Genomic DNA, 14,422 nt, shown 5'->3' on the forward strand with positions numbered 1-14,422 from the left:
GGGCTCGGCGCCAGCTCCCGCTGCTTCGCAGTGACCTTCAGCCCACGCCCACATAGCGCCGAACCGCGGAGGGGTCGGCGCGCAGTTCCTCGACATCGACGGTCTCGCGGTTGCGGCCGTTCTCGATGAATGAGATGCGGTCGGCGACCGACAGCACGGCGTCGACGCGCTGCTCGACCAGGATCGTCGAGACGCCCAGATCGCGCAGCTTCGCCACCGTCTCGCGGATCTTGGCGATCATCGAGGGCATCAGCCCTTCGGTGGGCTCGTCGAGAAGAAGCACCTGCGGCTCGAGGCAGAGCGCACGCGCCATGGCAAGCATTTGCTGCTCGCCTCCGGAAAGCGTGCCGGAGCGTTGCTTCAAGCGCTCTCGCAACAGCGGGAAAAGGTCGAGGACGCGTTCCCGCGTCGCCTTGCCCTTGCCGCGGGTCATCAGGCCGATCTCGACGTTTTCCGCCACCGTCATGTCGGCGAATAATCGCCGGCCCTGCGGCACATAAGCGACGCCCGTCTTCGGCACGTCATGTGCGGCAAGTCCGGTCAGCTCCTTGCCGGCCAGTCTGATCGAACCGGCAGCGGCCGGAACCAGCCCCATGATCGCCTTCAGCGTCGTCGTCTTGCCGGCGCCGTTGCGGCCGAACAGGCAAAGCACTTCGCCCTTGTTGAGGACAAGGTCGAGCCCGTAGAGCACCTGCACCTCGCCGTAAAAACAGTCGAGGCCGGAAATGGCGAGCAGCCCGCTCTCGGTGCCGGGGAGATCAGCCATGGGTCGCTCCGAGATAGGCATCCTGCACCTCGGCATTGGCGCGGATCTGCTCGGGCGTGCCCTCAGCGAGAATCTTTCCCGAATTGAAGACGGTGATGCGGTCGGCAAGCTGCATGACCACCGGCATGTTGTGCTCGATGAGCAGCACGGTGGCATGCTTGGCGATCTCGCGCACCAGTAGGACGAAATTGTCGATCTCGCTGTCGGCCAGCCCTTGCGTCGGCTCGTCGAGGATCAGCAGGCGCGGCCTCAGCGCCAGGCCCATTGCCACCTCCAGCAGGCGCTGGTGGCCGTAGGAAAGCTGGCCGGCCGGGGTGCCGGCGCGGTCGGCGAGGCCGGTGCGTTCCAGCGCCGCCATGACGCCGCTCCTCACCTGCCCCTTCGAGCGGCCGTCGGTCAGCGTGCGCTGCACCGGCAACGCGACATTGTCGTAGGCCGTGAGATTGGCGAAGACGCTGGTGATCTGGAAGGTGTAGGCAACGCCGAGGCGAACCCTTTTGTAAGCCGGCATGGTCGTGATGTCGGCGCCGTCGAAGACGATCATGCCGGAGGAGGGTTGGATGCGGCCGCTGAGCAGACTGACGAAAGTTGTCTTACCGGCGCCATTGGGGCCGATGATGGCGCGGATTTCGCCCGGCATCAGCGCGAAATCGACGCCGTCGACGGCGCGCAAGCCCCCGAAACGGCGCGAAAGACCCTTGGTGGTGAGCAGCGGCATCACGGCAACCATCCGAGCCAGCGCTGGCGGACGCTGCCCAGAACGCCCTTCGGAAAGAAGAGCACCAGCAGGATCAGCGCCACGCCGACGATCAAAAGATAGGCGGAGGTGAAGCCGCTGGTGATGTCGGTGACATAATACATGAACAGCGTGCCGATGAGCGGCCCGAGAATGGTCGCGGCGCCGCCGAGCAGCACCCAGAGCAGTGGCAGGATCGAATACTGCACCGACGCGAAGCTCGATCCAATATAGCCGAACAGCAGCGCATAAGCCGCACCGGACGCGGCGCAGATGGCGCCTGAGGCAATGACGGCGACGAGCTTGTTGGCGACGGTGTCGTAGCCCAGCATCTTCGTGCGCTCCTCATTCTCGCGAATGGCGACCAGCACGCGGCCGAAGCGGGAGCGAACGATAACAAGCGTGATGAGCAGCACGACCGAGAACAGCGCCAGAGCGCTCATGTAGCGCACAGTCGGATTGGTCAGGTCGAGCGATGCGCCGCCGATCGCGATTATTCTCGACGGCTGCTGGATGACAAGGCCCTGGTCGCCGCCGGTCCAGGCGGCGAAATAAAGGATGAGCAGATAGAAGACCTGCGCGAACATCATGGTGACGATCATGAAGGCCACACCCGATGTGCGCAGCGCGAGCAGGCCGATGACCAAGGCAAGCAGGGCGCCGCAGGCAACCCCGGCGACGAAGGCTTCCGGCACGCCCCAGCCCAATTGATAGACAGCCAGCCCGGCACCATAGAGGCCGGCCGAGAAGAACATGGCGTGACCGAGGCTGAGCAGGCCGACATAGCCGAAGAGCAGGTTGTAGCCCATGGCGAAGACGGCAAGCGCCATGATGCGCGCGAACAGGCCCTGATGATAATCGGGCAGGACGAAATTCAGCGCGAACAGGAGCGCGATGACGCCGATATGCAGCGCGTAGGTCTTCGCGGGGGAAGCATCCTTCATCGCGCCGCCGTCCCGAACAGGCCTTGCGGCCGGAACACCAGCACCATGGCGACCACCAGCGTGGCGATGATCTTGGCCAAGGTCGGCGAGAAGAACACCGAGACGATGCCGTCGGAGAGGCCGATCAGGATGGCGGCGACCACCGTGCCGCGCAATGAGCCGAGGCCGCCGATGATGACGACGATGAAGGACAACAGCAGCGGGTCCTGCCCCATCAGGTAATGCGCCTGGCTGATCGGCACGATCAGCACCGCCGCGATTGCCGCCAGCATGGCGCCGATGGCGAACACGCCGGCATAGACGCGCTCGACCGGGATGCCGAAGGCCTGCGCCGTCTCGCGGTCATACTGGGTGGCGCGCATGATCAGGCCGATTTTCGTCCGTGTCAGCACCAGCCAGGTGATCACCAGCAGAACCGCGGAGGCGGCAATGACCGAAAGCTTGTAGCCTGAATAGCCGAACCACGGCAGCAGGATGCGGTAATTGAAGGGTGGCTCGACCGGGCGCGCTTCCGGGCCGTAGAAGGTCAGCGCCAGTTGCTGGATGATATAGAGCATGCCGATGGTGGCGACGATGGTGCCTTCGGGATTGTAGTTCAGCCGGCGCAGCACCAGCCATTCGGCAAGAAACGCGACCAGCCCGACCAGCAACGGCGCGATCACCAGCGCGGCGACGAAGCCGATAGCGGGATGGCCGGAAATCGCCGTCGAGATCGCCCAGGCAAGCACGGCGCCCAGCATGAAGAACTCGCCATGCGCGACATTGACGATGCGCATGACGCCGAACACCAGCGACAGGCCAAGCGCCGTCAGCGCCAGCACGGCGGACGTGACGAGGCCTTCCAGGGCGGCGAGCAGGAGGTGGGGTCCGAAGTGCATGGGCTAGATACCGGCGGATGCGCGAGGCACCCCCCACTGCCCTGCCGGACTGTCCGGCAGGACAGAGGGGGGTGGCTTGGCGCTCACGCTCGGTGAAACGTCGAAGCTCACAGCGCTTGCGTCGTGTAATCCCCTTCCGGCTCGTAGAGGCCGTCCTCGATCTTGGTCTTGTGGACGACCTTCAGCTTGCCGCCTTCGACCTTGGAGATGTTCTGGATGCCGAAGCATTGGTGGATCTTGCCGTTAAAGGTTTTCGGACCCTGCGGATGCTCCGGCCCTTCGGCGAATTCCTTCAGCGCTTCGGTTGCCTCGACCAGCTTGGCGCGGTCTTCCGGCCCCTTGTAGCCGGCATCCTCCATCGCCTTCTTGACGACATAGAGCGTCTCCCAGCAGCCGAACATGTGGGCAGCGGTGGAGACGTCCTTGGGGTCGCCGACGGCGGCGCCATTGTCGTCGATGCCGACGGCGGCGCGATAGGCCTTCTGCGCGGCCGAGTCATCGGGCTGCGCGTAGCGCGGCGAGCCTTCCCAGAAATGGCTGCCGTCGAGGAATTCGAGGCCGGGGCTGTTGATGTCGACGGCCTCGAGGGAGTCGATGAAGCCGAAGAGCTGCGGCCTTTGCGAGCCGTAGAACTCGCCGAGTTCCTTGACGAACGTGAGCACGGCCGGACCGACCATGACGTGGTAGATCACCTCGGTCTCGGCCGGGATCTGCGGGAAGTATTTGGTGAAGGACGACTCCGTCGGGGGGATGGCGATCTGCGCGATCACGTCGGCGCCTTGCGCCTTCAACGCCGGCGGCAGGTAGTCGCGATGGTCGTAGCCGAAGGCGAAGTCGGGGAAGATCTGCGTCACCTTCTTGCCGGCATTCGCCGCGATCCACGGCGCCATCGACTGGATCTGGCTCTTCACGTCGGTGATGCCGGGCTGGAAGACGTAGCGGTTGAGCTTGGTCGAGGCGACGTGGTGGCCTTCGCTGACCACGAAATAGGGGATCTTGTTTTCGCCGGCGGCGGGCGCCGAGCCGATCACCACATGCGAGAACAGCGTGCCGAAAACGATGTCGGTCTTATGCTGCGTGGCGAACTTGCCGACCACCTCGGCGCCGCGGGCAGGATCGGTGCCATCATCTTCGATCACCAGTTCGACCTTGCGGCCGCTGATACCGCCGGCATCGTTGATCGCCTTGACGGCGGCAGCGCTCGTCTTCTCGTACCAGCGGCCGTAGGCGGCGCCGATGCCGGTGCGGTGCGACTGGAAGCCGATCTTGATCGGCGCCGAACTCTGCGCCTGGCTGTAGCGAACGAAGCCGGGCGCGAGCGCCAGGCCGGCGCCGGCGGCGATGCCTTTCAGCGCTGTGCGGCGGGAAAGCGTGCTTTTGGAGAGGTCGAAAAATCCGTTCTTGTCAGCCATGTCCGTTCCCCTGTTTTCAGTTTTTTGACCAGCGATAAGGCGGCTCGATCCTCCGCGCTCGGAGGACGCGAAAATTGCATGTGTACAAACTAAATCACCAAAGCCGTGACGTGGCAAGCGAGCTTCCACTCCAGCGCCGCCGCGCGTCCTCTAGGGGACGCGCAAAGGACGCTGGAGCACTTTCATTTTGCGCATGATCCTTTCCGAAAATCGAACCCGATTTTCGGGGTCATGCGCGCGTCATGACGGGCCCTTGTCTCATCCGGCCGTCGGCGTAGCAAGCAGCCATAGGCCGAATATGGTGTAGGCGATCATCAGAAGCGTCAGCGGCAGCTGGCTGAGCGCCGCGCGCGACGGCTGCGGGTGGAGTCGCCAGGCTAGGCCGTGTGCGATCAAGACCGCTAGCACATGGCCGACGATGATGACGCCGGCCTGCAGATTCCAGAGCCACCAGGCCGACTCGGCGCCGGCGACAACGCCCGCCTCGACCATCCTGTCGGCGGTGCCGAACAGGTTCCAGCCGAGCGCGAACGGGTCGGACAAAGCGACCAGCGCGTATTGGCCGTCGACGAGCAGCGCCGTGAGGTAGTGGGCGATGTGGTAGGCGAGCGCGATCGGCACGATCGACCAAACCAGGAGGCCGGCGGCTTTCTCGAACGGTTGCCCGTCGCCGGCAAGGCGCTGGCCGAGTGAAACGGCAAGCGCGAACACGGCCGCCAACAAGATGAATGTCAGCACCAAGCCAAAGCTGCCGATGCCGATCAACGCGGTGCGGCCGGGAAATTCCAGCGGATTGACGCCGAACAGGCCGAGCCAGAAGAAGGTTTTGGAAAGACCGTCGAAGGATACGGACGAGAGCGCCAGCAGCAGGAACGCCGTGCCGCTTGCCGGCAGCGACGAGGCGGAAAGCAGCTTCGCACCGGGCCAGCCGAGGTGGAGCCGGCCTTTCTCGCGCTGCAAAGGCGCGAAGCGGGCGACCATGGAGAAAAAGACGGTGAGGAATTCGCCGCGCCGACTCCAGTCTCCGTAGCCGAAGACGCATATGGCGGCGAAGCTGAGCAGCCAGTAGATGCCGGCGGCGAAGGCCAGGCGCGACGGATCGTCGGGCGCGGGATCGATGAGCTGGAACCAGGCGAAGCCGAAGAACAAGACGAACGCCGGCCAGTAGCCGAGCCATTTGGGAAGGCGCGATGGGTCGGCTTCGTCAGTGCGAAGGCTGAAGACGCGAGATGCAACACGCCAGGGGCCGTACCACGGGTTGAGCCAGGACCAGAGATCGCCGAGTGCGCCCTGCAGCAGCGTGAAACCGGCCCAGAGCAGTGTCCAGATCACCAGAGGCAAGGGGTTGGAGAGTGGATCACGGCTGCCGAACAGGCCGGTGGCGATGAGAAGCACGAAGCCGGCAAAGGAAAGCAGGCTGAGGACGGTGCGCGGGTGATCGCTGACAGTGAACAACGAGAGGCGCCGGCGCCAGAAGCGGTCAAGAGCGGCGGGCGGCAGCAGCGCCAGCGTCAGAAAGCTGAAAGCGACCGCAAGCGCGCCACCAGCGATGTAGTAGCCCGTGGGAAGAAGCAGGACGTGGCCGCGGTCAGAGGCGTGGGCGAAGGCGGGGGTGGGGAGGAGAGGTATGAATGAGGCCGCCATTGCGAATGACGTATTTCGAAGCCGTCGATTTCCACCGACGTGCTCCTTCGCACCCACCTCTGTCCTGCCGGACATCTCCCCCGCAAGGGGGGAGATCGGATGTCGCGCGCGATTTCGCCAATTTTGACCGCCGCAGAAAGAGGCAGATTGCGCGAAACTGCCAATCTCCCCCCTTGCGGGGGAGATGTCCGGCAGGACAGAGGGGGGTGGGCGGGAACTCAAGTTATCCGGTTATCCGAAATTCTATTCGAGCAGTCCTCACACCTTGACCAGCTGCTCCACCCGCCCCTTCTCGCCGAAGATGCGCAAATAACGCTTGACCTCCTTCTCATCGCCGGTCGACTTGGCGGGGTTGTCGGAGAGCTTGACCGCCGGCCGGCCATTGGCTTCGCTGACCTTGCAGACCAGCGAGATGGCGTCGAGGCTGTTGGTCTCGGTCGGCGCGCAGCCTTCGAAATCATTGGTGAGGTTGGTGCCCCAGCCGAAGGACATGCGCACCTTGCCGCGGAAATGCTTGTAGGTCTCCTCGATGGTCTCGACCTCGAGCCCGTCGGAGAAGATGAGCAGCTTCTGTTTCGGATCCTTGCCCTTCTCGCGCCACCAGGCGAGGATCTTCTCGCCGCCTTCGATGGGCGGCGCGCTGTCGGGGCGGAAGCCGGTCCAGTCGGCGATCCAGTCCGGCGCGTCGCGCAGGAAAGCGGACGTGCCGAACGTGTCGGGCAGCACGATCAGCAGATTGCCGCCATAATAGCGCTGCCAGTCCTGCAGCACCTTGTAGGGCGCCTGCCTCAGCTCCTCAACGGAATTGGCAAGTGCCGCAAACACCATAGGCAGCTCGTGCGCATTGGTGCCGAGCGCCTCGAGGTCGTTGTCCATGGCCAGAAGCACGTTCGACGTGCCGGTGAAAGCCTCGCCGATGCCTTCCTTCAGCGCCTCGACGCACCAGCGCTGCCACAGGAAGGAGTGGCGGCGGCGGGTGCCGAAATCGGAAATGCGGATGCCGGGCAGTGCCTTCAGCCGCTCGGTCTTGGCCCACATCTTGGCCTTGGCGCGGGCGTAGAGCACGTCGAGCGCAAACTGGCCGAAGGAGCGCATGGCGGCGCGCGAGCGCAGTTCGTTGATGATGGCGAGCGCCGGTATCTCCCACAGCGTGGTGTACATCCAGGGACCGGGGAAGGACAGTTCGTACTGGCCGTCGCGCTTGGTGAGTTCATAGTCGGGAAGGCGGAAATCCTCCAGCCAGGCGAGGAATTCCGGCTCGAAGATCTGCTTGCGACCATAGAAGGTGTTGCCGCCGAGCCAGATCATCTCCTTCTTGGTGAAGCGCAAGGTGCGAGCGTGGTCGAGCTGCTCGCGCAGTTCGCCTTCGTCGATCTCGTCGGCGAGCCGCACCGAGGTCGTGCGATTGATCAGCGTGAAGGTGGCGTCGACGTTGGGGTACATGCCCCAGATCATCTGCAGCATCAGAAGCTTGTAGAAATCGGTGTCCAGCAGGCTGCGGACGATGGGGTCCAGCTTCCAGGTGTGGTTGTAGACGCGCCGCGCTATATCGGTTCGTGCCATATCTGCTCACCCAAAAAGCGCGTCGCGCTTGCGTGATTCCAAGCGCGGCGCCTCAAGTCCCTGTTATGAAGCATTCCGGACGGAAAACCGCCGCGCAGCTCCCAGAATTGTTAACCAGCTGCGGTCTTAGCATTGTATTTTTGAAAGCGCTTCCTGCTTTGCAAGCTGGCCCGACAAAAAGCAGCTATGCAAGTCCAGCGATCATGACGCTGCGCCAGAGCATTTCACCGTTGCACGGCAACCGCGAAATGCTCTTGGCTTTCTTGTTGTTGACGCGAATCTCCGGACGGAAGACCGCTCACACTTTTCCTGGAATCGCTCTAGCCCCGATCACCTTGAGCGCCGGGCGCTTCCTGCGGCTCGGCACACGGCCGGCGACCGGGGCATCGGCGCGGCCCTCGTCCTGCTCCTTTTCGGCAAACAGCCAGTCGATGAAAAGCTGGACGATCGGCGCCGAGCGCATCTCGTTACGGCAGACGACATAGAAGTCATCGACCGCCGGCACCGACAAAGCGAAGGGCGAGACGAGCATGCCTCTGGCGAGCAGGGCGCGCGCGGTCACGGAATCACCGAGCGCCACGCCGTGGCCGTGGACGGCGGCCTCCACCGCTATGCGCGCGTCGCCGAGGTGATGGCGGCGGCCGCGCTCCAGGTCGAGCGCGTCGGCGGCGGCCAGCCAGGTGTGCCACTCGCGGCCGTCGTCGCCATGCAGGAAAACGTGGTCGGCAAGGTCGCGCACACTGCGGATCGGGCGGTTGTTGATCAGCGTCGGGCTGACCACCGGAAACAGCTCGAGACCCGACCATTTGCGTATCCAGCAGTCGCTCCAGCTGCCATCGCCATAATGCACGCAGACGTCGATGTGCGGCGCGCGGATGTCCCTGGCGTCGTTGGAGGGGATCAGCGTCAGCTGGATGTCGGGATATTGCGCGGTGAAGGAGCCGAGCCGCGGCGTCATCCACAACAGGAGCAGCGCCGGCACGCAGGACACCGACAGCACACCGGTGCTTGCGGGGCGTGTCATGCGTTGCGTCGCGGCGGCGATGCCGTCGAAGGCCGCCGAAACCGCCGGCAGGAACTCAGCGCCGTGCGGCGTCAGCTTCACGCGCTGACCCGCGCGCTGGAAAAGCTTTACGCCGAGCGATTGCTCGAGCGCCTTGATCTGGTGGCTGACCGCGCCATGCGTGACGTTGAGCTCGCCTGCCGCCTTGGTCAGCGAGGCATGTCGCGCCGTCGCCTCGAAAGCGCGCAACGGGTTCAACGGCGGCAAGCGCTTGGCCAAGGACAGCTCCCGACTTTGTGAGATTTTCTCACAGCAAAGACCCTAACAATATCAATTGATTTTTCAATACAGTTGCCCGACACTTTTGCCCGGAACAGCTCAACAGACGTAGATTTCGCAGGCGCCGGCGGGCAACGATCAGCCGGATGACTGCTGGCTTGGCAGGCGTCGGTGCAGCCGCCGCGCTGCAAGCAGTCACGGAGGAGGACCGGACATGGGTTACGATCGCGGCAAGCTCGAAGCGTTGCGCCGCAAATATGGCGAGAGCCATGGCGGCGAGATGTTCGATCCGAAATTCCGCAAGGTCGCCGACAAGATCTTCAGCAAAAGCGGCACCCGGCTAGCGCCCTATTCCGGCATCCCGACCTTCCTTGCCGCGCCGTACCGGCAGGTGGCGGCCGACAATCCGGATTTCGGCGACTTGCAAGTGGCGATGATCGGCGTGCCGATGGACCTTGGCGTCACCAACCGGCCGGGCTCACGCTTCGGGCCGCGGGCGCTGCGCGCCATCGAGCGCATCGGCCCCTACAATCACGTGCTGGAATGCGCGCCGACGCATGAGCTGCGCGTCGCCGACATCGGCGACACGCCGTTCCGCAGCCGTTACCGGCTGGAGATCAGCCACGAGGACATCGAAAAGCGCACCAACCAGATCGTCGACGCCGGTGTGCTGCCGCTTTCGGTCGGCGGCGACCACTCGATCAGCCATCCGATCCTGAAGGCGGTCGGTAAGCAGGCTCCGGTCGGCATGATCCATATCGACGCCCATTGCGACACCAGCGGGCTGTTCGACATGACCAAGTTCCACCACGGCGGACCGTTCCGCAACGCGGTCCTGGACGGCGTGCTCGATCCCACCCGCACGATCCAGATCGGCATTCGCGGCTCGGCCGAGTATCTGTGGGAGTTCACCTATGAATCCGGCATGACGGTGGTCCATGCCGAGGAGGTGACCAGCCTCGGCATACCCGCCATCATCGAGAAGGCGCGGAAGATCGTCGGCGACGGCCCGACCTACATCTCCTTCGACGTCGACAGCATCGATCCGGCCTTCGCCCCGGGCACCGGCACGCCTGAAGTCGGTGGGCTGACGACGCGCGAGGTGCTCGAGCTGCTGCGCGGCCTGAAGGGACTCAACATCGTCGGCGGCGACGTCGTCGAGGTGGCGCCGCAATATGACGCGACCACCAACACCGCCCATGTCGGCGCGCAAGTCCTGTTCGAGATCCTGAGCCTGATGGTGTTCAGCCCGGCAATCAAGAAAGGCTGACACGAGAGCGTTTCACCGCTTCATGGAATCGGCGAACCGCTCTAACGCTTTGTTTCTACGCAATTCCGGACGGAAGCTATACGAAGTCGCCAAGCGTAGACCGCTTCCCGCTTTTCCTGGAATTGCTAACCAGTACGGCCGTCGCGCTGGAGCCGGCGGCCGGTTTCAACAACAAGCTTCCAGCAGGGGAACTAAAATGACTCTTCGAAACACACTGAAATCCGCACTTGCGGCACTCATCATGCTCGGCGCCGCCGGTCTTGCCTCGCAGGCCAAGGCCGACGCCATCGACGACATCACCAAGGCCGGGGCCATCAATGTCGGCATCTTCTCCGACTTCCCGCCTTTTTCCTCGGCCAGCGCCGACATGAGCATCAAGGGCTATGACATCGACGTCGCGCAGGCGATCGCCGATTCCTTGAAGGTGAAGCTGAACCTCGTCAGCGTCACCGGCCAGAATCGCATCCCGTATCTCACCGACAAGCGCGTCGATATCCTGATGAGCGTCGGCTATTCGAAGGAGCGCGAGCAGGTGATCGATTTCGCCGCCGCCTACGCGCCCTATTACATCGCCGTCATCGGCCCGGCCGAGCTTGCCGTCAAAGGCAAGGACGACCTTGCCGACAAGTCGATCGCCGTCAATCGCGGCACGCTGGAGGATACCTCGCTCACCCAGGCGGCGCCCGCCTCGGCCGACATCCGCCGCTTCGACAACTACAATTCCGTCATCCAGGCCTTCATCTCCGGACAGACGCAGCTCATGGTGGTCGGCAACGATGTCGGCGCGCAGGTGCTGGCCAAGCAGGTTGCATTGAAGCCCGAGCAGAAGTTCCAGCTGCTGACCTCGCCCTCGCATATCGGCCTCAACAAGAACGAGGATAGGCTGAAGAAGGCGGTGAACGATGCGGTCGCCAAGATGCTGGCGGACGGCAAGCTGGACGAGAGCTCGAAAGCCTGGCTGAAGACGCCGCTCAATCCCGACAACCTCAAGGATTGATCTCGCTTGGCGGTTCAGCGCGCATGAAGCGCTGAACCGCTCCCGTACTTGTTTCTTGCGCTACACGCTTTCCAACAGGGCCAATCGCGATGGGCTACAGCCTGGACTTCGGCTGGCTTGCGGGTGCAGCGGGCGTGATCGCGCGCGGCGCGGCGATGACGCTGCTTCTGATCGTCGTCACCACGCTGGCCGGCACTTTCCTCAGCATCCTGGGCGCCGCCGGACGCCGGAACGGCCCGAGGCCGCTCAAGCTGGCGATCGGCTGGTATGTCGAGGTGATGCGCAACACTCCGTTCCTGGTGCAGCTGTTCTTCATCTTCTTCGGACTGCCCAGCCTCGGCATCCGACTCGATCCGATCCTGGCCGCCATGCTGGCGATGACGCTCAACATGGCGGCCTACACGATCGAGATCGTCGGCGCGGGTCTGGACGCGGTGCCGCGCGGGCAGACGGAGGCAGCACTTGCGCTCGGGCTCAGGCCCAGGCAGGTGTTCATCAAGATCGTGCTGCCGCAGGCGCTGAAAGTGATCTATCCGGCGCTGACCAGCCAGATCGTCATCATGATGCTGGAATCGGCCGTGGTGTCGCAGATCGCGGTGCGTGAACTGACCTACGAGGCCGACATGCTGCAGGCGCGCACCTTCCGCGCCTTCGAAACCTATCTGGTGGTGACCATGGTCTATCTCGGCCTGTCGATGGGGCTGCGCCGGCTGCTGGTCAGCGGCGGACGCCGCGCACTCGGAGCCGGCGTGTCATGATCGAATTCACCCTCTGGGACATATTGCGCAACCTTCTGCTCGCCGCGCGGTGGACGGTGCTGTTGTCGCTTGCGGCCTTCGTCGGCGGCGCGCTGGTCGGGCTGGTCGTGCTGTTCTTCCGCATAGCCAAGAACAAATGGATCAAGCGGATCGCTTCCGGCTATATCGCGCTGTTCCAGGGCACGCCGCTCCTCATGCAGCTTTTCCTGATGTTCTTCGGCCTGCCGATGTTGGGGCTGCGCATCGAGCCATGGACCGCCGCGGCGCTCGGCCTCACCTTCTTTGCCAGCGCCTATCTCGCCGAGATCTGGCGCAGCGGTGTCGATGCGCTGCCGCGCGGCCAGTGGGACGCCGGCGCCAGTCTCGGACTGCATTATCTGCAGGAACTCAGGCTGATCATCCTGCCGCAGGCCTTCGCCATCACGCGCGCCCCGACCGTCGGCTTCCTGGTGCAGCTGATCAAATCGACGGCGCTGACCTCGATCATCGGTTTCGAGGAGTTGGTCAGGACCTCCAACGCCATCAACAACGCGACCTTCGAACCCTTCACCGTCTACGGGCTGGTGGCGCTGATCTTCTTCGTGATGTGCTTCCCGCTGACGCAATATGCGCGGCGGCTTGAGCGTGTCGCCGCACACTGAAGGTCGACGAGGGCCGCCGCCTGACCGGCGGCCGCCCTTCTCAATGGCTGAACGACAGTGCCGGCGCGATGCGATCGCGCCGCAGCCAACGGACGAGCAGGAGCACCGCCACCACCGCCAGGCCTGACGAAAGGCCGATCCAGATGCCGACGCCGTTGAAGCCGAAATGGAAGGCGAGCAGCACGCCGAGCGGAAGGCCGACCCCCCAATAGCCGATCGCGGCATAGATCATCGGCACCTTGGTATCGTGCAGGCCGCGCAGCATGCCGGCGGCCACCGCCTGCGCGCCGTCGAAGATCTGGAACAGCGCGGCAAACACCAGGAAGGACACGGCAAGCGTGATCACCCTGGCATTGGCCGGATCGGCGAGATCGATGAAGGCGCTGATCAAAAGATGCGGCCATAGGATCATCACCAGCCCCATCAGCGCCATGAAGGAGACGCCGATGACAAAGCTGGTCCAGCCGGCGCGCGAGACGCCCTCGGGATTGCCGGCGCCATGTGCCAGGCCGACGCGCACGGTGACCGCCTGGTTGAGGCCGAGCGGCACCATGAAGGAGATCGAGGCGATCTGGATGGCAATCGCGTGGGCTGCCAGCGAATCCGCGTCGATCAGACCCATCAGCAGGGCTGCCGCATTGAAGATCGTCACCTCGAAGGCGAGGATGCCGGCGATCGGCAGGCCGAGCCTCAGCAGGCCGCGGAAGCGCGGCCAGTCGGAGCGCCAGAAGCGGCCGAAGAGGTGATAGCGGCGGAATTTTTTCTCCAGCACCACCACGGCCGCCAGTCCAACAAACATCAGCATGCTGGAAAGCGAGGTGGCGAGGCCCGAGCCGGCGATGCCCATCGGGCGGACGCCGAGGTTGCCGAACATGAAGACCCAGTTGAAGTAGGCGTTGCAGGCGACGGCGACGAAAACGATGATCAGCGCCCAGCCGGGCCGCTCCAGCGCCGAGATGAAGGAGCGCAGCACGATATAACCGTAAAAAGGCAGCACCGCCCATTGCAGCCAGTGCAGGTAGATGCCTGCCTGGTGCGCGAGGTCCGGCTTCTGCCCCATGGCCAAAAGCACTTCTTCGCCATGCCAGAGGAACAGCCAGATCGGGATCGAGACGAGGACCGCCAGCCAGAGTCCTTGGCGCACGGTGCGGCGCAGGTCGCGCACCGAATGGCGGCGGCGGCCGAGCTCGGTCGCCATCATCGGCGAGGTGGCGAGCATCAGGCCAAGCCCGAAGATCAGCGGCATGAAATAGAGGTTGGAGCCGAGCGCGCCGGCGGCCAGCGTGTCGGGTCCCAAACGGCCCATCATCATGACGTCGGTCGCGGTCATGGCGGTCTGGCCGAGATTGGTGAGCACCATCGGCCAGGCAAGCGACAATGTTGCCCTGATTTCCTGACGCCAAAAATTTTCCGGCGCGCGAGCGCCGGCTTCGATCGCAGACATTTTCCGCTCTTCAGACCACGGCGCGTCGGGACTCGCCCGGAAGCCGCACGCAAACGGCGCAAAATGGCGCCGTTTGCGCCGTCTTGT

Annotated in this window: 13 protein-coding genes; 4 read left to right on the top strand and 9 right to left on the bottom strand. The window is 64.1% G+C overall.

Annotation, left to right across the window (positions count from 1 at the left end):
- Positions 1-37: 37 nt before the first annotated feature.
- From EOD29_RS22175 to gcvA, 8 genes are all read right to left on the bottom strand, one after another.
- Positions 38-766, bottom strand: coding sequence for an ABC transporter ATP-binding protein (locus EOD29_RS22175; RefSeq protein WP_067324011.1), 729 nt, complete (start codon positions 764-766; stop codon positions 38-40).
- Positions 759-1,487, bottom strand: a complete 729-nt coding sequence (locus EOD29_RS22180) for an ABC transporter ATP-binding protein (RefSeq protein ID WP_067324686.1) — start codon at positions 1,485-1,487, stop codon at positions 759-761. The genes EOD29_RS22175 and EOD29_RS22180 overlap by 8 nt, the downstream gene beginning before the upstream one ends.
- Positions 1,484-2,446, bottom strand: a complete 963-nt coding sequence (locus tag EOD29_RS22185) for a branched-chain amino acid ABC transporter permease (protein WP_067324009.1) — start codon at positions 2,444-2,446, stop codon at positions 1,484-1,486. The genes EOD29_RS22180 and EOD29_RS22185 overlap by 4 nt, the downstream gene beginning before the upstream one ends.
- Positions 2,443-3,324 carry a branched-chain amino acid ABC transporter permease gene (locus EOD29_RS22190; protein ID WP_095799109.1) on the bottom strand — a complete coding sequence of 294 codons (882 nt, stop codon included), beginning with the start codon at positions 3,322-3,324 and terminating at the stop codon, positions 2,443-2,445. The genes EOD29_RS22185 and EOD29_RS22190 overlap by 4 nt, the downstream gene beginning before the upstream one ends.
- 107 nt (positions 3,325-3,431) lie before the next feature.
- On the bottom strand, positions 3,432-4,736 hold the full coding sequence (locus EOD29_RS22195) for an ABC transporter substrate-binding protein (protein WP_095799108.1): 1,305 nt from the start codon (positions 4,734-4,736) through the stop codon (positions 3,432-3,434).
- Between the two features lie 258 nt (positions 4,737-4,994).
- A complete protein-coding gene (locus tag EOD29_RS22200) occupies positions 4,995-6,455 on the bottom strand; it encodes a hypothetical protein (protein WP_095799107.1) in 1,461 nt (486 codons plus the stop codon).
- A gap of 183 nt (positions 6,456-6,638) precedes the next feature.
- Complete coding sequence (gene pncB, locus EOD29_RS22210; protein WP_095799106.1) at positions 6,639-7,943, bottom strand: nicotinate phosphoribosyltransferase; 1,305 nt, start codon at positions 7,941-7,943, stop codon at positions 6,639-6,641.
- Positions 7,944-8,241: 298 nt separating this feature from the next.
- Positions 8,242-9,225 (bottom strand): transcriptional regulator GcvA, encoded by a 984-nt coding sequence (gene gcvA / locus EOD29_RS22215; protein WP_095799105.1) that lies wholly within the window; start codon positions 9,223-9,225, stop codon positions 8,242-8,244.
- Between the two features lie 214 nt (positions 9,226-9,439).
- On the opposite strand from gcvA, the gene speB reads away from it, so the two are divergent.
- From speB to EOD29_RS22235, 4 genes are all read left to right on the top strand, one after another.
- Positions 9,440-10,495, top strand: coding sequence for an agmatinase (speB, locus tag EOD29_RS22220; protein ID WP_127247895.1), 1,056 nt, complete (start codon positions 9,440-9,442; stop codon positions 10,493-10,495).
- 196 nt (positions 10,496-10,691) lie between these two features.
- Complete coding sequence (locus EOD29_RS22225) at positions 10,692-11,492, top strand: transporter substrate-binding domain-containing protein (protein WP_067323996.1); 801 nt, start codon at positions 10,692-10,694, stop codon at positions 11,490-11,492.
- A gap of 89 nt (positions 11,493-11,581) precedes the next feature.
- Entirely contained in the window at positions 11,582-12,250 is a 669-nt protein-coding gene (locus EOD29_RS22230) for an amino acid ABC transporter permease (RefSeq protein ID WP_095799104.1), read from the top strand.
- Complete coding sequence (locus EOD29_RS22235; protein ID WP_066999193.1) at positions 12,247-12,891, top strand: amino acid ABC transporter permease; 645 nt, start codon at positions 12,247-12,249, stop codon at positions 12,889-12,891. The genes EOD29_RS22230 and EOD29_RS22235 overlap by 4 nt, the downstream gene beginning before the upstream one ends.
- A 40-nt stretch (positions 12,892-12,931) precedes the next feature.
- Here EOD29_RS22235 and EOD29_RS22240 read toward each other — a convergent pair whose 3' ends face one another.
- Entirely contained in the window at positions 12,932-14,335 is a 1,404-nt protein-coding gene (locus EOD29_RS22240; RefSeq protein WP_127216549.1) for an MATE family efflux transporter, read from the bottom strand.
- Positions 14,336-14,422: the final 87 nt, after the last annotated feature.

The sequence above is a fragment of the Mesorhizobium sp. M1A.T.Ca.IN.004.03.1.1 genome (assembly GCF_003997555.1).
Classification (GTDB): Bacteria; Pseudomonadota; Alphaproteobacteria; order Rhizobiales; family Rhizobiaceae; genus Mesorhizobium.